This is a genomic window from Allobosea sp., from assembly GCF_030694325.1.
GTDB lineage: Bacteria > Pseudomonadota > Alphaproteobacteria > Rhizobiales > Beijerinckiaceae > Allobosea.
Genome location: NZ_JAUXYO010000181.1, coordinates 1 through 19,109 on the forward strand (window position 1 = coordinate 1; position 19,109 = coordinate 19,109).

Genomic DNA, 19,109 nt, shown 5'->3' on the forward strand with positions numbered 1-19,109 from the left:
GTCATGGCCCATGGCGATGCCGTCGGTGACGGTGATGGTGCAGAATTCGCGCGGGGTGCCGCCGGCGGAAGCAACGCCCTTCTTGACCGCCTGCGCCTGGCGCATCAGCGAGATGTTGCAGGGCGCGGCCTCGTTCCAGCAGGAGGCAACGCCGACGAAGGGCTGGGAAATCTGCCGGGCGGTCATGCCCATGGCGTAATAGTAGGAGCGGTGCGGGGCGCGGGCCGGGCCCACGCTCACATGCCGGCTGGGAAGCCTGGACTTGTCGAAAACACGCGCATCCATCGTCTTTTTTCCTCGTTCCACCCTGCGCTGTGACGCGCGCGGCAGATGTGCCACGCAGGTCGAGCCGGGCGCAACGTCGCTCCCGCCCTCCCCGATGCCGCAGATCATTGTCCGCGGTTTCGGAGACAGACTTTAATTCGTCTATATCTCAGAGACTTATCGCCCCTCTTTGCTGCGGGCGCTTTGTGGCGGGATCGCGGCGGTTCCATCCCGGCGCAGGCCCCCCGATGCAATCCGGCGAACTGTTGCCGCGATGTCACAATCTGTCCGGCAGGGCCGGTCCGCGATGCTCAAAGCACCATCGGCAGGACGAAGAAGCCGCCGACGATGACCACCACGAGAGCCAGCGCGGTCATCGGCAGGTGCTTCTCGATGAAGATGCGGATGTCGTCGCCATAGTAGCGCAGCGCGATGGCGATCATCGCGAAGAAGGTGACGCGCGAGATCACCATGCCGATCGTGAACTTCCACAGGTCGAAATGCAGGAAGCCCGACATGATCGTCACGATCTTGAAGGGGATCGGCGTCAGGCCTTTGGTCACCAGCACCCAGAACCAGAAATCCTGCGAGGTGGAGATCAGTTCGGCCGCCTTGTCCTGCAGCCCATAGATGCTGATCAGCCAGGAGCCGACCGAGTCGTAGAGCAGAGCGCCGATGGCATAGCCGAGATAGCCACCGAGCACCGCACCGAGCGAACACACGCCGGCATAGAACCAGGCACGGTCGGGCCTGGCGATGCACATCGGGATCAGGAGCGGGATCGGCGGCAGCGGGCTGACCGAGCTCTCGACGAAGGTGAGGAAGAACAGCAGCCAGGGGGCGGCTGGATGCGAGGAATAGGCAACCAGCCCGTCATAGGCGCGCTTCAACATGGCGGAAGAACAACCGTTCCTGGGTTATCGGCGTCGAGATGCATGGCGGGCTTGCGCCCGACGCGCATCTAACCGTGTCGCGGGAAGAATGCCAGCAATGTCTTGCGGTAACGTCAATTTGACGACGGAGCCGGGGCCGAAACCGGGCGCGAGCCTTATGACAGGCGCGCCAGCGCCTCGGCGATCTTGAGCTTGCGCGCTTCCGCCGCCGCCTTGCGCTCGCGGTTCTCCTCGACGATCTCCTCCGGCGCCCGGGCCATGAAGTCGGGATTGCCGAGCTTCCGCTCGACGGTGGCGATGTCCTGGTCGAGCTTCGCCATCTCCTTGGTCAGGCGCGTACGCTCGACCTCAAGATCGATGATCCCGGCCAGCGGCAGCGCCGCGACCTCGCCCCGCACGATGATCTGGGCCGACTGGCCTGGAGAGGCCGTCTCGAAGGCGATGTCGGAGACGCGGGCCAGGCGCTGGATCATAGGCGCCCAGGCCTCGACCGTGGCGCGCGTGGCCGACGAGGCGTTCACCAGCACCAGCGGCGCCTGCGTGCCGGCGGGCACGTTGACCTCGGAGCGGACCGAGCGGATGTCGGAGATCAGGTCGACGACGAAGCCGATCTCGGCCTCGGCCGCCGCGTCCTTGAGCGCGGCGAGATCCGGCCAGCGGGTCAGGCAGACCAGCGACGCATCGCCGGAGGGAAGGACGCGCGGGGCCCCCTCGCCCGCCTTCTGCGCCCAGAGCTCCTCGGTGAGGAAGGGCATGAACGGGTGCAGCAGCTGGCAGATCAGGTCGATGACATGGGCGACGGTCGCCTGTGTCTCGGCCTTTTCGTCAGGGTCGACGCCCTCGCCCTGCAGCACCGGCTTCGCCAGCTCCAGATACCAGTCGCAGAACTGGTTCCAGACGAAGCGATAGGCCGCGCCCGCCGCCTCGTTGAACTTGAAGCTCGGAATGCCGGCCGCGATGCCCTCGGCCGCGGTCGCGGCCTCGCTCAGGATCCAGCGGTTGAGCGGCAGCTTCACCTGCGCCGGGTCGAAACCGGCGACGCGGGCGCAGCCGTTCATCTCGGCGAAGCGCGCCGCGTTCCAGATCTTGGTCGCGAAATTGCGGTAGCCCTCGACGCGCGCCGTCGCGAGCTTGATGTCGCGCCCCTGCGCCGCCATCGCGGCCAGGGTGAAGCGCAGCGCGTCCGCCCCGTACTGGTCGACGAGCGTCAGCGGATCGATGACGTTGCCCTTCGACTTCGACATCTTCGCGCCCTTCTCGTCGCGAACGATGGCGTGGATATAGACGTCCCTGAACGGCACCTCGTCCATGAAGTTGAGGCCCATCATCATCATCCGGGCGACCCAGAAGAAGATGATGACGAAGGCGGTAACCAGCGTCGCCGTCGGGTAGTAGCGCTTCAGCTCCGCCGTATCGTCGGGCCAGCCCAGCGTCGAGAACGGCCACAGCGCCGAGGAGAACCAGGTGTCGAGGACGTCCTCGTCGCGGGTGAGCTGGACCGCCCCGCCATAATGGCCGAGCGCCAGCGCCTGCGCGGCGGCCTCCGATTCCGCCACGAAGCACTCGCCGTCCGGGCCGTACCAGGCCGGGATCTGGTGGCCCCACCAGAGCTGGCGCGAGACGCACCAAGGCTCGATGTTCTCGAGCCAGTCATAATAGACCTTGGTCCAGTTCTCGGGCGTGAACTTCGTCCGGCCATCCTGCACCGCCTTGAGCGCACGGTTCGCCAGCGGCTTGACGTCGACATACCACTGGTCCGTCAGCCAGGGCTCGATCACGACGTCCGAGCGGTCGCCATGCGGCACGGTGTTGGTGTTGGGCTCGATCCTGGCGAGATAGCCACGTTGCGCCATCAGCGCGACGACCGCCTTGCGCGCCGCGAAACGGTCGAGCCCGTGCAGCGCCAGCGTCTCGCCCTCAGGGGTACTGCCAGCGAGGAAGGCCTCGTTCTCCGCCAGCAGGATGCGCGCCTCGCCGTCGAGGATGTTGATGACCGCGAGCTTGTGGCGCTTGCCGACCTCGAAATCGTTGAAGTCGTGCGCCGGCGTGATCTTGACCGCCCCTGTGCCCTTCTCCGGATCGGCATAGTCGTCACCGACGATCGGGATGATGCGGCCGACCAGCGGCAGCACGGCGTTGCGGCCGATCAGGTGGCCGATGCGCTCGTTCTCCGAATGGACCGCGACGCCGGTATCGCCCAGCATCGTCTCCGGCCGCGTCGTCGCGACCTGGATATAGGTCGAGGCGTCGTCGGCGTCGTAAGTCACGCCCTCGAGCGGGTAGTTGAAATAGTAGAGATGCCCCCCCGGATCCTTGTTGAGGGCCTTGTCGAGCTTGGCCGCGTCGAATTCGTCCTCGCCGCCGCGCTGCCATTTGAAAGAGCCGGTCTTCTCGACCTGAACGACTTCGAGGTCCGAGATCGCGGTCTGGAACTTCGGGTCCCAGTTCACCAGACGCTTGGCGCGGTAGATCAGCCCCTGCTTGTGCAGGGCGACGAAGACCTTGAGGACGGCCTGGCTCAGCCCCTCATCCATGGTGAAGCGTTCGCGCGACCAATCGCAGGAGGCGCCCAGCCGCTTGAGCTGGTTGACGATCGTCCCGCCGGACTCCTCCTTCCACTTCCAGACCTCGGCCAGGAAGGCCTCGCGGCCCATCGTGCGCCGGTCGGTCTTGTTCTCAGCGGCCAGCCTGCGCTCGACGACCATCTGCGTCGCGATGCCCGCATGGTCGGTTCCCGGCTGCCAGAGCACGTCCTTGCCGCGCATCCGCTCGAAGCGGCAGAGCACGTCCTGCAGCGTGTTGTTGAGCGCGTGGCCCATATGCAGCGAGCCCGTGACGTTGGGCGGCGGGATCACGATGCAATAGGGCTCGGCGCCCGGCGCCGCGCCGCGCCCGGCGGCGAAGGCATTCGCCTCTTCCCAGGCCTTGCTGATCCGCGCCTCGACGGCAGCCGGCTCGAATGTCTTGTCCATCATCGCTTTGCTCGAACGGAAAACGGCCGGGGCTCGGCCCGGCCGGAAGATCTTGAGGCCCGAAAGGTCGCCGGACTTAAGAGCGCAACCCGCCCCCTCGCGTCAACCGCCCTCGGCATCTGCGAGGTCGCGACATGCGCTGGAACCCGGCGGTTGCGGGTCCTCGCGGCGGAACCACCGCGTCCGCCGAATGTTGAAGCTGCAAAGCCAGCAGGAGCTTCGATATGACCCATCACACCGAACAGACCCAGGTCTGGGACCTGATCGACGACATCAAATTCGCGATGCTCGTGACTCATGACGGCGAGGGCGACGAGCTGCGCGCCCGGCCGATGCACGCCCATGGCGAGCGCGACGAGGACACCATCTATTTCCTCACCGACCGTCGCCATCACAAGGACGACGAGATCCGCATCAATGACAATGTCTGCGTCACCTTCGCCGACAACAGCAGCATGCGCTACGTCTCCGTCACCGGCACCGCGACGGTGGTCGATGACCGCGCCAAGGTGAAGCAGCTCTGGGATCCGAGCAACCGCGCCTTCTGGGACAGCGAGGAGGATCCCAACATTCGCGTGCTGCGCGTGCGCCCATCGATGGCGGAATTCTGGGCGAGCCCCGGCAAGATCGTGACGACCGTGAAGATGGCGGCGGCCGCGCTGACCGGGGCGAAGCCCGATCTGGGCGTCAACAAGAAGGTGGTGCTCTGATGAACCTGCTCGTTCATGCCGTCGGCGCGTGGATCGCCGCCGAAGCCGCCTCCGGCCGCTATCCCCGCCCCGTCGCCGTCGGCCTGTCCATGCTCGTCTCGCGCCTCGGTGCGCCGACCGCAATGATGACGCTCGCCGCCTTCGCGATCAAACGTCTCAATCAGGCCGGCGCCTTCGAGAGGCTGAAGGCCGCTCCCGACGCGTCGCGCCGCCGGATCGGCGAAGGCTGAAGCTCGGGGGCGCGCCGCGGTCAGTGACGGCCGCCGCGCGCCACCCGCTCGATCTCGGCGCGCACCAGGCGCTCGACCATGGTCGGCAGATTGTCGTCCAGCCAGGTCTTCAGCATCGGCTTGAGCATGTCCTTGACCAGATCCTCAAGCGTGCGCGCATTGTTGGACAGGACGGTGTGAGCGAGCTGCCCGAAGGCGCTGTTGACGGCGGAACTGGTCTGATCGGACAGCAGCTGCGCCATGTCCAGCGCCGGCTGTGGAGCGGGCGCGGGCGCGGCGGCGAAGATCGGTGCCGCGACGGGCTCCGGCTCCGGCATGGGAGGCGGCATGACCGGCTCTGGGGCCGGCGGCGGCGGTTCGAGAAAATCGACGTCGCCTTCAGCTGGCGCCGCAGGCTCCTCCGGCGCGGGAATCAGCGCGGCCTCGGCACCGAGGTCGAGAACGTCGTCGTCCTCGATCGGCGGCGGCGCCTCTTCCGGCGCCACGGGGGCGGCTTCGACGGTCGCAGCCTCCTCGGCCGGCTTTTCGTCGTCCGAGATGATCCGCCGGATGGAGGCGAGGATCTCCTCCATCGACGGTTCGTTGGGCTTCGGTTGCGCGCTCATTGGATCCGGACCACTCGACTCCGGGCGCACCGACAGAATCAAAGCCGCCCAGTGACCGAGTATTTCACGCAGGCGATGTCAGGCAAGGCGCGCAGGAGTCTCGCCCACAGGGAAAGCGCGCCTGTTGCGCGAATGCCCCGCCTCGGGATGGTCGAGCGAACCCCGACTTATCAGATGGGCTGCGGGATCAGCGTCCGTCCGGCGTCTGCGTGCCCCAGAGCAGGCCCTTGACCTGGTCGTAATGCTTGCGCTCGTCATAAGCCTCGGCGCGGATCTTGAGTGTGGTCGCGGACAGCCGGCCGATCGCAGACAGCACCGAATAGGAGGCGACGACGCGGTCGCGCTGTGCGGTCACCAGCGTCGAGCGCGCGCTGACGAGTTCCTGCTGGGCGTTCAGCACGTCGAGCGTGGTGCGCTGGCCGACCTTCGCTTCCTCGCGCACGCCCGACAGCGCGGTTTCCGCCGCCTGGACCTGGGCCTGCGCGGCGACGATCTGGGCCTTGGCGGCCTCGAGTCCGCCCCAGGCCGAGACGACCGCGGCGCGAACGGTGTCGCGCTGAGTGTCGACCTCGATGCGGCGCTGGCCGGCGGTCTCCTTGGCCTGCCGCGTGCGCGAATAAACCTGCCCACCCTCGTAGATCGGGATGGTCAGCGTGCCGACGACGCTCGCGGAGGTGCGATTGTCGCCGAAACTGGTGGAGTCATAACGCTGCTGGACCAGGCCGCGCACGCCGAGCACCGGATAGAGATCGGCCTCCGTGACCTTGACCTGGAGTTCTGCCGCATCGACCCCGTGCAGCGAGGCGATGATCGCGGGATGGCCAGACAGTGCAGTGTTCAGCGCGGCCGGCAGCGTCTTCGGCAGCAGGTTCTCGACCGGCCGCCCCGGCGCTAACTGCCTGGGCTCGGCGCCGACATTCTGGCGATAGCGCGCGATCGACGTCTTCAGATTTGATTCGGCCAGAATCGCCTGCGACTGCGACTGTGACAGCCGTGCCTCGGCCTGCGCGACGTCGGTGCGCGTGACTTCACCCACCTGGAACCGATCACGCGTCTGGCGCAGCTGTTCCTCGAGCACCTCGACGTTGTTGCGGTTGAGGGTCAGGATCGCCGTGTCGCGCAGCACGTTCATATAGGAGGTCGCGGCGTCGAGCAGGACGTTCTGCTCGGTGTTGCGCAGCGTGGCGCGGGCACCGAGAACCTGTGATTCGGCCTGGCCGACCGAGTTGCGGGTCTTGCCACCGTCGAAGATGTTCTGGTCGATCTGGACGCCGCCGCCACGAGGGGCGAGACGGGTGGTCGAGGTCCCGGCCCCCGGAATATTGGCGTCGGTGATGCTGGCGCCGATATCCGCCGAGGCCGTGATCCGCGGCCGATAGCCCGAAAGCGCCTGCGGAACGTTCTCATTCGTCGCCCGAAGCGAGGCACGCTGGGCGTTTAGCGTCGGATTTCCGGAATAGGCCCGTGCCAGGGCCGCCTCCATGGTCTGGGCCAAAGCCGGCGATGCCGACGCAGCGATCATCAGGCCCAGCGCTGCCGCCAAGCCCGATCCGCCGATGTTCCTACCGTCGAACCAATTTACCACAGGACGCCTCATGTGCGGACTCAAGTCGCGCCCAGGCATCGCCCCAGCCTCGGCATATCAGGAAACAATACATAGCCCGCCATGCGCGATCCGCCAACGCGCAGATGCAGCATGTGCGACCATGCATGGCTCTGTGCCGCAAAAATGCGACACTGCCGCCCGTCAGAACACGAATTCCGGTTTCCGGCGGAACTCATCGAGAGCCGGTGCCGCCGCATCGAACACGATCCGCCCGGAGGTTTTGCCGCCACTCTTCTGATAGAGCTTCACGCGGGCGGCACGGCCGCTACCCTCGACCGCGACGAGCCGGCCGCCTTCGCGCAACAAGGCAAACAGCGTCTCCGGCGCCATCTCGCAGGCCCCCGAGACGAGGACCGCGTCGAAGCTCGCATCGGCCGGCTTGTCCGCAGAGATCGCGACCGACGCGCCGGCCTGGGCGAACGCCGCCCTGGCCTGCTCGCGCGCGGCGGCATCAGGCTCCCACAGGGTCGACTCGGCGCCCATCTGCGCCATCAGGGCGGCGCCATATCCGGTGCCGCCGCCATAATCGAGCGCCCGCTCGCCCGGCTTCGGATCCAGGACCTGGATCATCCGCGCCAGCACCATCGGCGTCATCAGCGCCCGTCCCGTGCCGGGCAGCGCCACGGCCTGGTCGAGATAGGCCAGATGCGACAGCGAAGCCGGCAGGAAAGCCTCGCGCGGCACCGTGTCGGCGGCAGCCAGCACGGCGCGGTCCGTCACGTCATAGGTCCGCAGCTGGCAGTCGACCATCATGCGGCGCAAGGCGGCGAAACTGTCCATGTCCCGTATTCTCCGTGCGCCCTAACGACGAGGCCGGCCCCGCGTGCAGGCGGCGTTCGCGCCGGGACGAACCCCGCAACGGCGCCCGCGGCGACCATGGCTGCTTTCTGTTCGAGTGCGCTGCAAAAGGCAAGATGCAGCCACCGCCCGCCCCCTTTGCGCGTCAGTCGACCACCGCCGGTGCTCGCATCGCGCCTGATCCGTTTCGCGAAGGACCCGGAGATCGCCGGCATGCTCGAACGCCTGGTCGCCCCCTTACACACGGCCGGCGTCGCTGGTCGGCGGCAGTCCGGCTTCATGATGCACGCCGCTGCGCATCACAGCCGCGACACGGACTGCCGCGATGTTCGACAAGCGACCGGTGTGAAAGGAAGTTTGGAGGCCTCGCCCGGAATCGAACCGGGGTGCAAGGATTTGCAGTCCTCTGCGTAACCACTCCGCCACGAGGCCATCCGCGGGCCGAAGCGCCGCGGCGCCGACCCGATGGCTCGCTATAACCATATGCCGCGCCGCGCCGCAACTGCCATGCGCAAGGGCGGTGCGGATCGACGCCATTCGCGGCTCCCCGTCGGAAAAGGGGTTGCGTCGTCGGAACGGCGTCGCTATACGCCGCCCACCGATCCCGGATAGCTCAGCGGTAGAGCAATCGACTGTTAATCGATTGGTCGCAGGTTCGAATCCTGCTCCGGGAGCCAGTGTTTCGAAAGGCCCGTGCCCCGGCACGGGCCTTTCGCTTTTGCGGGTCGCACTCGTCGCGGCTCGGCACCTGAAGGCTTTGCCTTCGTCGGCATCGGACGCGGGACGGCGCGGCAACACCGCCCTTGTCCCGTGATTCTGATGCAACCATCCAGCGTGTCGAACGTTGGCGCATGGTGGTCGGCAGCGCCACGATTCTCATGAGGGGACCCGAGACATGCGCAACCTGATTCTCGCAGCCGCGATGACGCTGGGCCTCGGCCTGGTTCCCGGCTCCCTAGCTGCAACTCCCCTCGCCCCCGTCCCGGCCGCGGGCCCGGCTGCTGCCCTCATCGAACTTGCGCAGATTCGCGGCAATGAGGGACCGGGAGGCCGCTATTACGGGCCACGGAACCGCTATCGCGGTCAGGGTTACGGCTACCGCCGCCATTACGGCCCGCCGCCGCGCGCCTATGGACGCAGCTACTATCGCCGAGATCGCCAGTGGGACCGCACCTGGTAACGCCCGCGAACGGGTGATCGGCCGGCGCAGGGCAGCCAGGCGGGACTGCCTGCTTCGTCCTGCCGCATTTGCGCCGCTGGCGCGGCGGGCGACCAAGCGTTAGCTGTCGCGCATGGCAGCGACATCCCTTCACTGGTTTCGAGACGACCTGCGCCTCGCCGACAATCCGGCGCTGGCGGCCGCCGTTGCGAATGGTCCGACCCTGTGCCTGTACGTTTTTGACGAGGGTGCACGGCGCGCCCCCGGCGGTGCGAGCCGCTGGTGGCTGTCGCGCTCGCTGGCATCATTATCAGCATCGCTGACCGAGCGTGGCGGCGAGTTGGTCATCATGCGCGGCGATCCGGCCGAGATTCTGCCGCGCGTCGCGGCGCAGGCGAAGGTCGATCTCGTTACCTGGAGCCGGCGCTATGAGGGCGCGACGATCGCCCTCGATGCGGCCATCAAGTCCACATTGACGGAGGCGGGGCATCGCGTCTCAACCTTCAACGCCGCTCTGTTGAACGAACCCTGGCAGGTCACCACCAAGACCGGTGATCCGATGAAGGTGTTCTCGCCCTATTGGCGCGCCGCCCGCGCGCTCGGCGAGCCGCCGGCGCCCGACCCGGCTCCGGCCCGAATCGTCCCGCTGACGCTGCCGGCCGGGCTGGCTGGAATGGCGATCTCACGCGAGGACCTCGCCCTCGAGCCGACGCAGCCCGATTGGGCCGGCGGCCTGCGCGAGGCGTGGGCGCCGGGCGAGGCCAGCGCGGCCAGAGCGCTGACGGATTTTCTCACCGGCCCGCTCGACGGCTATGGCGAGGGCCGCAACCGGCCCGATTACGTCTCGACCTCGCGGCTGTCGCCGCATCTGCGCTTCGGCGAGATCGGTCCGCGCCAAATCTGGCATGCGACGCGAAGCGCCGTCGAGAGCGGCGAGGCATCCGCCTCCAGCTCTGATTCCGAAAAATTCCTGTCGGAGATCGGCTGGCGCGAATTCTCGTACCATCTGCTCTTCTATCATCCCGAGCTCGCGACGCGGAATTTCAACGCCCGTTTCGACGCCTTCCCCTGGCGCCGCGACGCGGCCGCGCTGAAGGCCTGGCAGCGCGGAGCGACGGGCTATCCCATCATCGATGCGGGCCTGCGCGAGCTCTGGACCACCGGCTGGATGCACAACCGCGTCCGGATGATCGTCGCCTCCTTCCTGATCAAGCATCTGCTGATCGACTGGCGCGAGGGCGAAGCCTGGTTCTGGGACACGCTGGTCGATGCCGACCCCGCCAACAACGCTGCCAGCTGGCAATGGGTCGCGGGCTCGGGCGCCGATGCCGCGCCCTATTTCCGGATCTTCAATCCGGTGACGCAGGGGCTGAAATTCGATCCCGACGGCCTTTATGTCCGTCGCTGGGTGCCCGAGATCGCGGCCCTGCCGGATGCACTGATCCACGAGCCCTGGAAGGCCGATGCCGGCACCCTGCGTCGCGCCGACGTTGCGCTCGGCGAGACCTATCCGAAGCCGATCGTCGATCTCGATGCCGGCCGCGAACGCGCGCTGGCGGCTCTGGCGGCGACGCGGGACTGACGCCCCTGGCTCAAAGCGGCCGGGCGCCGCCCCGCCGTGCGGCCTGCCGCAGCAGCCAGAAATAGACCGGGTAGGGCAGCAGGTTCACCGCCTTGAGCAGCCAGGACAGGCGGCGGGGGAAGGTGATCTCGAATCCACCGCCAGCCAGACCGTCTGCGATTCGCCGGGCGGCGGCCTCCGGCGTGATGATCCACGGCATCGGAACCGTCTTGGCGCGCGTCATCGGCGTGTCGACCCAGCCCGGATTGACCAGCTGGAGGGAAATCCCCGCCCGGTCGCAGTCGAACTTCAGCGTCTCGCAGAGATGGATCACCGCCGCCTTGGAGACGCCATAGGCGGAGGCGCCCGGCAGGCCGCCATAGCCGGCGACGGAGGCGTTGACCGCGATCTGCCCGCGCCCCCGCGCGACCATCCGCTCCAGGACCGCCGACACGCCGCGGGCGACGCCGACCAGATTGACCGCGATGATCCGCTCGAAGGCCTCCATGTCGAGAGGGCGGTCCGACTTCGGCGCGATGCCGGCATTCAGCACGGCGAGCGCGATCGGACCATGCACGCTCTCGATCCCGTCGACGACCGCCTGCATCGCTGCGGGCTCGGTGACGTCGCCGGCATGGGCGACGATCCGGCCGGGCAACCCTTCCGCCCGTCGCGCCACATCCTCGAGCAGGTCGAGCCGGCGCGCCGTGATCGCGACGATCCAGCCGCGCCGCGCCAGTTCGAGCGCAAGCGCCTCCCCGATGCCGGTGCTCGCGCCGGTGATCCAGGCGATACCGTCGCTCGGCTGCATGCGCGGCAGGGACATGGGACCTCGCTGACGGGGAAGACCGCCTATCTAGGCTCTGCACCCGGCGGACGGAAGCCCTCCTCCGTCTCGACGCATACGGGCCACCCATGCGGCGGCGCCGTAGCGCGGGCGCCGGGATCGGTGCAGTCTCGCAATCCCAGGCCGATGCCCCCGGCGCGACCGCCGGGACGAATCTCGAGAGTGCGATCCCCATGACCACCGCCCTGCTCTTCCGCGACGACGCCTATCTCGCCGAGACCCCGGCCACCGTGCTGGCGGTCAACGAGCGCGGCGCCATCGAGTTGGACAAGACCGTTTTCTACGCCACCGGCGGCGGCCAGCCCGGCGATGCCGGCCTGCTGCGCCGGGCCGACGGCTCGACGATCGCGATCGGCAGCGCGGTCTATGACCCGGAGGATCGCAGCCGCGTGTTGCATGTGCCGCTGGAGGATCAGCCCGTGCCCGAGATCGGCGAGCCGGTGACGGCCGTGCTCGACTGGGAGCGGCGGATGAAGCGCATGCGCATCCACACCGCGCTGCATCTGCTCAGCGTCGTCCTGCCCTTCCCCGTCACCGGCGGGGCGATCGGCGATGGCGACGGCCGGCTCGATTTCGACATTCCCGAGGGCGGGCTCGACAAGGCCGAGATCGCCGAGAAGCTGAACGCGCTGGTCGCGCGCAACGCTGCCGTGACCGAGCGCTGGATCACCGATGCCGAGCTCGACGCCAATCCAGGCCTGGTCAAGACGATGTCGGTTCAGCCGCCGCGCGGCTCGGGCCGGATCCGGCTCGTCGCGATCGGAGACATCGATCTCCAGCCCTGCGGCGGCACTCATGTCCGCAACACCGCCGAGATCGGCCTTGTCGCGGTCACGGATATCGAGAAGAAGGGCAAGCAGAACCGCCGCGTGCGGATCGCGCTCGCCTGACGGCGCGCCCGACCGCCGACGGCGACACAATCGAAGTTCAGGGAAACGCACATGCCCCGCGACACCGTTTTCGTCTCGACCGACTGGCTCGCGCAGCGCCTCGACGCGCCCGACATCGTCGTGGTCGACGGCTCCTGGTATCTGCCGGTCCATGCCCGCGATCCGCATGCGGAGTATGCCGAGCGGCATATTCCCGGCGCGCTGCGCTTCGATATCGACGCGGTCAAAGATACGGGCTCCGACCTGCCGCACATGTTGCCGCGCCCGGAGGTCTTCGCCGCCGCGGTCGGCGCGATGGGCATCGGCGACGGCATGCGCATCGTCGTCTATGACGGGCTCGGCCTCTTCTCGGCGCCGCGCGTGCGCTGGACCTTCCGCACCTTCGGCGCCAAGGACGTCGTGATCCTCGAAGGCGGCTTCCCGAAATGGCAGGCCGAAAACCGCCCGATCGAGCATGGCCCACCGCGCAGCCGCGCCGCGCGCAGCTTCACCGCCCGTCTCGACCATTCCGCCGTCGCCGATGCCGGCGATGTCGCCCGGGCGCTGACGGAGGGAACGACGCAGGTCGTCGATGCCCGCCCGGGCGACCGTTTCCGCGGCGAGGCGCCGGAGCCGCGCGCCGGCGTCCGCTCCGGGCACATGCCCGGATCGCTCAACCTGCCCTTCCCGGCGATCGTCGAGAACGGACAGCTCAAGGCGCCCGACGCCATCGCCGCCGCCTTCGCGGAGGCCGGCGTCGATCTCGACCGGCCGCTGATCACGAGCTGCGGTTCGGGAGTCTCGGCGGCGATCCTGTCGACGGCGCTGGAGACGATCGGCAAGCCGGCCCGCGCGCTCTATGACGGCTCCTGGGCCGAATGGGGCGCGAGCGACCGCCCCATCGCGACCGGGCCGGCCAAACGCGGCTGACCACGCGGCCCCCATCGTCCGTTGACCGGCGCGGCACCGGACGATACTAAACCGATGAGATAACCATCTTGGATGGCAGGCGACACGACCTGCTGTCACAGGCAGGTCGTCGAGCCCGTCATAAGGCTCCTCGCCGACACCAACCGAGAGGCGGCTGCGACCGTCGCGGACAGCAGCACGGACCAAGACGATGACGCCCGCCACCGACATGACCTCAACCCCGGCCAAGGCGACGCGCCGGGACTGGCTCGGGCTGGCCGTGATCGCGCTGCCCTGCCTGCTCTATTCGATGGACCTCACCGTCCTCAATCTGGCCATCCCCCAGCTCAGCGTCGATCTCAAGCCGAGCGCGGCGCAGTTGCTTTGGATCGTCGACATCTACGGCTTCATGGTCGCGGGCTCGCTGATCACCATGGGCACCCTCGGCGACAAGATCGGGCGTCGCAAGCTCCTGCTGATCGGCGCCGCCGCCTTCGGATTGGCGTCGATCCTCGCGGCCTTCTCGACCAGCGCCGAGATGCTGATCGCGACCCGCGCCTTGCTCGGCATCGCCGGCGCGACGCTGGCACCTTCGACGCTGTCGCTGATCCGCAACATGTTCCTCGATCCGCAAGAGCGCAGCTTCGCCATCGGCATCTGGATTGCGAGCTTCTCGGCCGGCGGCGCGATCGGCCCGCTCGTCGGCGGTCTTCTGTTGCAGCATTACTGGTGGGGCTCGGTCTTCCTGGTCGGCGTGCCCGTGATGATTTTGCTGCTGGTGCTCGGCCCTTTCCTGCTGCCGGAGTTCAAGGACCCCGATGCCGGCCGGATCGATCTCGCCAGCGCGGCGCTCTCGCTCGCGGCGGTCCTGGCGGTGATCTACGGCATCAAGCACATGGCGGAGCACGGCGCCGGCTGGCGCGCCGCGCTGCCCATCCTCGCGGGGCTGGCCATCGGCAGCCTGTTCCTGCGCCGGCAGCGCCATCTTGCCGATCCGTTCCTCGATTTGCGCCTGTTCCGCAACCCGGTCATCAGCGCGGCGCTGGCGATCAACGTGCTCGGCTTCCTCTTCCTGTTCGGCAGCTTCCTCTTCATCGGCCAGTATCTCCAGCTGGTGAAGGGCTTTTCCCCGCTCGAAGCCGGGCTCTGGAGCCTGCCTTCGGCGCTGGCTTTCATTCTGGGCACGCCGATCGTCCCGGCACTGGCGCATCGCTTCCGTCCCGCCACGATCATGGCGGTGGGCCTGACGATGGCGGCGCTGGGCTTCGCCCTGCTCTCGCGGATCGGCACCGAAACCGGCGTCGGCCTGGTCGTCGTCGCCTCGGTGATCTTCTCGCTCGGCTTCACCCCGGTCGTGGCGCTGACGACGGAGCTCGTCGTCGGCAGCGCCCCGCCGGAGCGGGCCGGCTCGGCCGCGGCGATTTCCGAGACCAGCCTGGAGTTCGGTGGCGCGGTCGGCATCGCCGTCCTCGGCAGCATCGTCACCGCCGTCTATCGCGGCCGGATGGCGCAGACGCTGCCGGGCGGTCTCGCGCCCGAGGCCGCCGGCAATGCGACGGCGACCCTCGGCGGCGCCGTCGCGGAGGCAGCGCGCCTGCCGGCCGATCTGGCGGCGAGCCTGCTCGCGGCGGCGCGCACGGCCTTCGTCGCGGGGATGCAGCTCTCGTCGCTGGTGGCCATGGCCGGCCTCGTCGTCACCGCGCTGACAGCCCTCATCCTCCTGCGCAAGGCCAGCGTCGCCGCGCATCACGCCTGAGCGGAGGACGGTTCCCCTCGTGCCCCGCCTGCCCTACCCTCGCAGCGGAGGAGCCGACCGATGAGCAACCACGACCACGACCATTCGCACGATCACCCGCATGGCCAGGGCCAGGACGGCGAGCCGCGCTGGAAGCATGACGGCGTCCGCGTCATCACCGGCGACAGGCTCGACCCCAACACCGCCCAGACGCCGGGCATGTTCCGGCAGGCGGCGATCAACCATGCCCGAGTCGGTGCGCAGAAGATCTGGGCGGGCACGGTCTCGATCCAGCCCAATGCCAAGACCGGCGTGCACCATCATGGCGAGCTCGAAAGCGTGATCTATGTCGTGCGCGGCAGGGCGCGGCTGCGCTGGGGCGAGCGGCTCGAATACGTCGCCGAGGCCGGCCCGGGCGACTTCATCTATGTGCCGCCCTTCGTGCCGCATCAGGAGATCAACGCCGACCCGGACAACCCGCTCGAATGTGTACTAGTCCGCTCCGACAACGAGGCGGTCGTGGTCAACATCACCGGTGTCGACCCGGTCGAGGCGCCGGAATCGGTCTACTGGGTCGACCCGATCCACAAGCATCCGCCGGGCTGAGCAGGCCGGTCAGGGCTCAGTCGATCGCGATCATCACGTCCGAGGCCTTCACCACGGCATAGGCCTCCTGCCCCACGGCGAGCTTCAGCGCGTCGACCGCCTCATTGGTGATCGCCGAGGTCACGATCGTTCCGGCGATGTCGAGGCGCACATGCGCCGTCGTGGCCCCACGGGTGATCTCGACAATCCGCCCCTTGAGCTGGTTGCGGGCACTGATCTTCATCGCATTCCTCCTGTCGCGATGGCGCAGGCAACGCCTTGACTCGCTGCGTCCGCCTCTGTCAGCATCGCTATATACGGTGGAACACAGCGATGTCACGGGGGGATGCGGCGATGGTCGGGCGGCGGACGATTTTGGGACTGGCCATGGCCGCCACGTTCGGGCTGGTCGCGGCCCCGCAGCCGGTGCTCGCCCAACCGAAGGACTTGGTGATCTTCGCAGCCGCCAGCCTCAAGAATGCGCTCGACGAGGCCGCCGCCGGCTGGGCCCGCGAGACCGGCAAGCCGGCGCCGAAAATCTCCTATGCCGCGAGCAGCGCGCTCGCCAAGCAGCTCGAGGCCGGCGCCCCGGCCGATCTCTTCCTCTCGGCCGATCTCAACTGGATGGATTATGCCGCCGGCAAGGGCCTGATCCGGCCGGACACCCGCGTCACCCTCCTCGCAAACCGCATCGCCCTGATCGCGCCCTCGGACTCGAGGCTGAGCCTCACCTTGACGGCCGGCGTCGATCTGGCGGCCGCTCTCGGGCCAGGCCGGCTTGCCATGGCCAATGTCGACTCCGTGCCGGCCGGCAAATACGGCAAGGCGGCGCTGGAGAGGCTCGGCGCCTGGGACAAGGTGAAGGACAGGGTCGCCCAGGCCGACAATGTCCGCGCAGCACTGCTCTTGGTCTCGCGCGGCGAGGCGCCGCTCGGCATCGTCTACACCACGGACGCAGCTGCCGACCCCAAGGTCAAAGTGCTGGCGACCTTCCCGCAGGATTCGCATCCGCCAATTCTCTATCCGGTCGCGGTCACGCGGGATTCGACCCATCCTGACGCGGCCGGCTTCCTCGCCCATCTGCGCAGTTCCGGTCCCAAGGCCGCCTTCGAGAAGCAGGGCTTCACGGTTCTGAACAAGGCCGCCAACGCCACGTGACCGATTGGCTCTCCCCGGAAGAATGGACGGCGGTCCGCCTGAGCCTGCTCGTCGCCAGCACGGCCATGCTCGCGAGCCTACCCCTCGGCCTCGGCGTCGCCTGGCTGCTGGCGCGCGGGCGCTTCTGGGGCAAGTCGATCCTCGATGCGGCGGTGCATCTGCCGCTGATCCTGCCGCCCGTCGTCACCGGCTATCTGCTGCTGATCTGGTTCGGCCGGCGCGGGCCGGTGGGCCAGTTTCTGGACGACTGGTTCGGCATCGTGCTGTCCTTCCGCTGGACGGGCGCCGTGCTGGCGAGCGCGGTGATGGGCTTCCCGTTGATGGTGCGGGCGATCCGGCTCTCGATCGAGGCGGTCGACCGCAAGCTCGAGGACGCCGCCGGCACACTCGGCGCGAACCCCGCCTGGGTCTTCGTGACCGTGACCCTGCCGCTCTGTCTGCCTGGCATCCTCGCCGGCATGATCCTTTGCTTCGCCAAGGCGATGGGCGAGTTCGGCGCCACCATCACCTTCGTCTCGAATATTCCCGGCGAGACGCAGACCCTGCCCTCTGCCATCTACACCTTCACCCAGGTGCCGGGCGGCGAGGCCGGCGCGATGCGGCTGACGCTGATCTCGATCGCGATCTCGGTTTCGGCGCTCTTTGCCTCCGAAGCCCTGGCGCGGCTGGCCTCGAGACGGGTGGGCGCCACGTGACCGCTGGGCTCGACATCGTCGTCCGGCACCGGCTCGGGGCCTTCACGCTCGACGCGACCCTGCGCTCGCAGGGCGGCCTGACTGCGCTCTACGGCCCCTCCGGCTCCGGCAAGACCTCGCTCGTCAACGTGATCGCGGGGCTTATCCGCCCCGAATCCGGCCATGTCCGGCTCGATGGTGAGGCGCTGTTCGATCGGGCGGGCGGCGTCTTCGTGCCGCCGCATCGCCGCCGGATCGGCTATGTCTTCCAGGAGGCGCGGCTGTTCCCGCATCTCAGCGTGCGCCTCAACCTGCTCTTCGGCCGCTGGTTTGCGCCGCGCGGCGGCGCCGAACGCACCGATCTCCCGGCGGTTCTGGACCTGCTCGGAATTGGCCACCTGCTGGCGCGCCGTCCGGGCGATCTCTCCGGCGGAGAGAGGCAGCGGGTGGCGATCGGCCGGGCGCTGCTGGCGCGCCCCCGCCTGCTGCTGATGGATGAGCCGCTCGCCTCGCTCGACGAGGCCCGCAAAGCGGAAATCCTCCCCTATATCGAGCGCCTGCGCGACGAGGCGGGCATCCCCATCGTCTATGTCTCGCATGCGCTGGCGGAGGTCGCGCGGCTGGCAACGACGGTCGCGATCATCGAGGGCGGCAGGGTCACGGCCTGCGGACCCGCCGCGACGACGCTTTCGCGACTCGATCTCGCGCTTCAGCCGTGGCCGACCGAGCCGAGTTCGCTGATCGAGGGCTCCGTCGGCGCGGTCGATCGCGCGTTCGGGCTGACACGGATCGAGACGCGCGCCGGGGCCGTCGAGGTCGCCCGGACGGGGCTGCGCCCCGGCGGGACGATCCGCATCCGCATCCTCGCCAGCGACGTCTTGGTCGCTCTTTCGCCCGTCACCGGCGTCAGCGCACTCAACCAATGGCACGGTACGGTGGCGGAGATCGGCTCGACCGGGCGCCCCGGCGATGGAGCCGTCGATCTGGGGATCGATTGCGGCGGAGAGCGGCTGGTGGCGCGCCTGACCCGCAAATCGCTCGCGGCGCTCGGGCTCGGCCTCGGCTGCCCGGTCGTGGCGATCGTGAAGAGCGTCTCGGTCGAAACACTCTGACCCCTCTTTGCACCGCCGCCTTGGGCACCGAGACACGGATGCCTATGATCTCACCATGCCCGAGGACGCCGCCATGCCCCAGCCGCCCGAAACCCGCCCCGCGCTGAAGCTCGGCCTGCGGCTCGATTTCGCGCCCGGCGGCCGGCTCGGACCCGGCAAGGCCGATCTGCTGGAAGCGATCGCCAGCACAGGCTCGATCTCGGGCGCGGGGCGCGCCATGACCATGTCCTATCGCCGAGCCTGGCTGCTGGTCGACGATCTCAACCGCATGTTCCGCCAGCCACTGGTCGAGGCCCAGCCCGGCGGCGCCCAGGGCGGCGGCGCGCGCCTGACCCCGCTCGGCCACGAGGTCCTGGCGCATTACCGTGCGGTCGAGCGCACGGTGCTCGAGGCGGCGGCCGCGCCGATCGAGGCGCTGCGCG

General features: G+C 68.5%; 20 protein-coding genes and 2 tRNA genes. 13 read left to right on the forward strand and 9 right to left on the reverse strand.

Going from position 1 to position 19,109, the window contains the following annotated elements:
• From Q8M82_RS11285 to Q8M82_RS11295, 3 genes are all read right to left on the reverse strand, one after another.
• Nucleotides 1–285 (reverse strand): dihydroxy-acid dehydratase domain-containing protein (locus Q8M82_RS11285; protein ID WP_305691452.1); only part of this gene is annotated, 285 nt, incomplete at its 3' end.
• Between the two features lie 290 nt (nucleotides 286–575).
• Entirely contained in the window at nucleotides 576–1,157 is a 582-nt protein-coding gene (locus Q8M82_RS11290) for a YqaA family protein (RefSeq protein ID WP_305691453.1), read from the reverse strand.
• 155 nt (nucleotides 1,158–1,312) lie between these two features.
• Nucleotides 1,313–4,132, reverse strand: a complete 2,820-nt coding sequence (locus Q8M82_RS11295) for a valine--tRNA ligase (RefSeq protein WP_305691454.1) — start codon at nucleotides 4,130–4,132, stop codon at nucleotides 1,313–1,315.
• 221 nt (nucleotides 4,133–4,353) lie between these two features.
• Between Q8M82_RS11295 and Q8M82_RS11300 the strand changes: the two genes are divergently transcribed.
• Nucleotides 4,354–4,839, forward strand: a complete 486-nt coding sequence (locus tag Q8M82_RS11300; RefSeq protein WP_305691455.1) for a pyridoxamine 5'-phosphate oxidase family protein — start codon at nucleotides 4,354–4,356, stop codon at nucleotides 4,837–4,839.
• Nucleotides 4,839–5,069, forward strand: a complete 231-nt coding sequence (locus Q8M82_RS11305) for a hypothetical protein (RefSeq protein ID WP_305691456.1) — start codon at nucleotides 4,839–4,841, stop codon at nucleotides 5,067–5,069. Before Q8M82_RS11300 ends, Q8M82_RS11305 begins: the two co-directional genes overlap by 1 nt.
• Before the next feature lie 20 nt (nucleotides 5,070–5,089).
• Here Q8M82_RS11305 and Q8M82_RS23435 read toward each other — a convergent pair whose 3' ends face one another.
• From Q8M82_RS23435 to Q8M82_RS11325, 4 genes are all read right to left on the reverse strand, one after another.
• Nucleotides 5,090–5,674, reverse strand: a complete 585-nt coding sequence (locus Q8M82_RS23435) for a PopZ family protein (protein WP_371126323.1) — start codon at nucleotides 5,672–5,674, stop codon at nucleotides 5,090–5,092.
• 187 nt (nucleotides 5,675–5,861) lie between these two features.
• Entirely contained in the window at nucleotides 5,862–7,217 is a 1,356-nt protein-coding gene (locus Q8M82_RS11315; protein ID WP_305691457.1) for a TolC family outer membrane protein, read from the reverse strand.
• A gap of 204 nt (nucleotides 7,218–7,421) precedes the next feature.
• Complete coding sequence (locus Q8M82_RS11320; RefSeq protein WP_305691458.1) at nucleotides 7,422–8,060, reverse strand: protein-L-isoaspartate O-methyltransferase family protein; 639 nt, start codon at nucleotides 8,058–8,060, stop codon at nucleotides 7,422–7,424.
• Nucleotides 8,061–8,436: 376 nt separating this feature from the next.
• A tRNA-Cys gene (locus tag Q8M82_RS11325) sits at nucleotides 8,437–8,510 on the reverse strand.
• A 170-nt stretch (nucleotides 8,511–8,680) separates the two neighbouring features.
• On the opposite strand from Q8M82_RS11325, the gene Q8M82_RS11330 reads away from it, so the two are divergent.
• The 3 genes from Q8M82_RS11330 to Q8M82_RS11340 all read left to right on the forward strand — a co-directional run bounded on the left by Q8M82_RS11330 (nucleotide 8,681) and on the right by Q8M82_RS11340 (nucleotide 10,819).
• Nucleotides 8,681–8,755: transfer RNA gene (locus Q8M82_RS11330), tRNA-Asn, on the forward strand.
• Between the two features lie 218 nt (nucleotides 8,756–8,973).
• Nucleotides 8,974–9,258 (forward strand): hypothetical protein, encoded by a 285-nt coding sequence (locus Q8M82_RS11335; protein WP_305691459.1) that lies wholly within the window; start codon nucleotides 8,974–8,976, stop codon nucleotides 9,256–9,258.
• Nucleotides 9,259–9,370: 112 nt separating this feature from the next.
• Complete coding sequence (locus Q8M82_RS11340; protein ID WP_305691460.1) at nucleotides 9,371–10,819, forward strand: cryptochrome/photolyase family protein; 1,449 nt, start codon at nucleotides 9,371–9,373, stop codon at nucleotides 10,817–10,819.
• 10 nt (nucleotides 10,820–10,829) lie between these two features.
• On the opposite strand, the gene Q8M82_RS11345 is transcribed toward Q8M82_RS11340, so the two are convergent.
• Nucleotides 10,830–11,624, reverse strand: a complete 795-nt coding sequence (locus tag Q8M82_RS11345; protein WP_305691461.1) for an SDR family NAD(P)-dependent oxidoreductase — start codon at nucleotides 11,622–11,624, stop codon at nucleotides 10,830–10,832.
• A 194-nt stretch (nucleotides 11,625–11,818) separates the two neighbouring features.
• On the opposite strand from Q8M82_RS11345, the gene Q8M82_RS11350 reads away from it, so the two are divergent.
• The 4 genes from Q8M82_RS11350 (at nucleotide 11,819) to Q8M82_RS11365 (ending at nucleotide 15,764) form a co-directional block, all read left to right on the forward strand.
• A complete protein-coding gene (locus tag Q8M82_RS11350) occupies nucleotides 11,819–12,535 on the forward strand; it encodes an alanyl-tRNA editing protein (RefSeq protein ID WP_305691462.1) in 717 nt (238 codons plus the stop codon).
• 51 nt (nucleotides 12,536–12,586) lie between these two features.
• Complete coding sequence (gene sseA / locus Q8M82_RS11355) at nucleotides 12,587–13,444, forward strand: 3-mercaptopyruvate sulfurtransferase (protein ID WP_305691463.1); 858 nt, start codon at nucleotides 12,587–12,589, stop codon at nucleotides 13,442–13,444.
• A gap of 190 nt (nucleotides 13,445–13,634) precedes the next feature.
• Entirely contained in the window at nucleotides 13,635–15,179 is a 1,545-nt protein-coding gene (locus Q8M82_RS11360) for an MFS transporter (RefSeq protein ID WP_305691464.1), read from the forward strand.
• A gap of 60 nt (nucleotides 15,180–15,239) precedes the next feature.
• Nucleotides 15,240–15,764: a cupin domain-containing protein gene (locus Q8M82_RS11365; RefSeq protein WP_305691465.1), complete on the forward strand. Its 525-nt coding sequence runs from the start codon at nucleotides 15,240–15,242 to the stop codon at nucleotides 15,762–15,764.
• A gap of 16 nt (nucleotides 15,765–15,780) precedes the next feature.
• Here Q8M82_RS11365 and Q8M82_RS11370 read toward each other — a convergent pair whose 3' ends face one another.
• Nucleotides 15,781–15,987, reverse strand: coding sequence for a TOBE domain-containing protein (locus tag Q8M82_RS11370; protein ID WP_305691466.1), 207 nt, complete (start codon nucleotides 15,985–15,987; stop codon nucleotides 15,781–15,783).
• 143 nt (nucleotides 15,988–16,130) lie between these two features.
• Here Q8M82_RS11370 and modA point away from each other — a divergent pair, with 143 nt between their 5' ends.
• From modA to Q8M82_RS11390, 4 genes are all read left to right on the forward strand, one after another.
• Entirely contained in the window at nucleotides 16,131–16,901 is a 771-nt protein-coding gene (gene modA, locus Q8M82_RS11375) for a molybdate ABC transporter substrate-binding protein (protein WP_305691467.1), read from the forward strand.
• Nucleotides 16,898–17,596, forward strand: a complete 699-nt coding sequence (modB, locus tag Q8M82_RS11380) for a molybdate ABC transporter permease subunit (protein ID WP_305691468.1) — start codon at nucleotides 16,898–16,900, stop codon at nucleotides 17,594–17,596. Before modA ends, modB begins: the two co-directional genes overlap by 4 nt.
• Nucleotides 17,593–18,687, forward strand: a complete 1,095-nt coding sequence (modC, locus tag Q8M82_RS11385; RefSeq protein WP_305691469.1) for a molybdenum ABC transporter ATP-binding protein — start codon at nucleotides 17,593–17,595, stop codon at nucleotides 18,685–18,687. The genes modB and modC overlap by 4 nt, the downstream gene beginning before the upstream one ends.
• 55 nt (nucleotides 18,688–18,742) lie before the next feature.
• On the forward strand, nucleotides 18,743–19,109 hold a 367-nt coding region (locus tag Q8M82_RS11390), incomplete at its 3' end, for a winged helix-turn-helix domain-containing protein (protein ID WP_305691470.1).

Coding starts and splice junctions, on each gene's coding strand:
- Q8M82_RS11290 (WP_305691453.1), bottom strand. CDS start 1,157: ATGTTGAAGCGCGCCTATGACGGGCTGGTTGCCTATTCCTCGCATCCA.
- Q8M82_RS11295 (WP_305691454.1), bottom strand. CDS start 4,132: ATGATGGACAAGACATTCGAGCCGGCTGCCGTCGAGGCGCGGATCAGC.
- Q8M82_RS11300 (WP_305691455.1), top strand. CDS start 4,354: ATGACCCATCACACCGAACAGACCCAGGTCTGGGACCTGATCGACGAC.
- Q8M82_RS11305 (WP_305691456.1), top strand. CDS start 4,839: ATGAACCTGCTCGTTCATGCCGTCGGCGCGTGGATCGCCGCCGAAGCC.
- Q8M82_RS23435 (WP_371126323.1), bottom strand. CDS start 5,674: ATGAGCGCGCAACCGAAGCCCAACGAACCGTCGATGGAGGAGATCCTC.
- Q8M82_RS11320 (WP_305691458.1), bottom strand. CDS start 8,060: ATGGACAGTTTCGCCGCCTTGCGCCGCATGATGGTCGACTGCCAGCTG.
- Q8M82_RS11335 (WP_305691459.1), top strand. CDS start 8,974: ATGCGCAACCTGATTCTCGCAGCCGCGATGACGCTGGGCCTCGGCCTG.
- Q8M82_RS11340 (WP_305691460.1), top strand. CDS start 9,371: ATGGCAGCGACATCCCTTCACTGGTTTCGAGACGACCTGCGCCTCGCC.
- Q8M82_RS11345 (WP_305691461.1), bottom strand. CDS start 11,624: ATGTCCCTGCCGCGCATGCAGCCGAGCGACGGTATCGCCTGGATCACC.
- Q8M82_RS11350 (WP_305691462.1), top strand. CDS start 11,819: ATGACCACCGCCCTGCTCTTCCGCGACGACGCCTATCTCGCCGAGACC.
- sseA (WP_305691463.1), top strand. CDS start 12,587: ATGCCCCGCGACACCGTTTTCGTCTCGACCGACTGGCTCGCGCAGCGC.
- Q8M82_RS11360 (WP_305691464.1), top strand. CDS start 13,635: ATGACGCCCGCCACCGACATGACCTCAACCCCGGCCAAGGCGACGCGC.
- Q8M82_RS11365 (WP_305691465.1), top strand. CDS start 15,240: ATGAGCAACCACGACCACGACCATTCGCACGATCACCCGCATGGCCAG.
- Q8M82_RS11370 (WP_305691466.1), bottom strand. CDS start 15,987: ATGAAGATCAGTGCCCGCAACCAGCTCAAGGGGCGGATTGTCGAGATC.
- modA (WP_305691467.1), top strand. CDS start 16,131: ATGGCCGCCACGTTCGGGCTGGTCGCGGCCCCGCAGCCGGTGCTCGCC.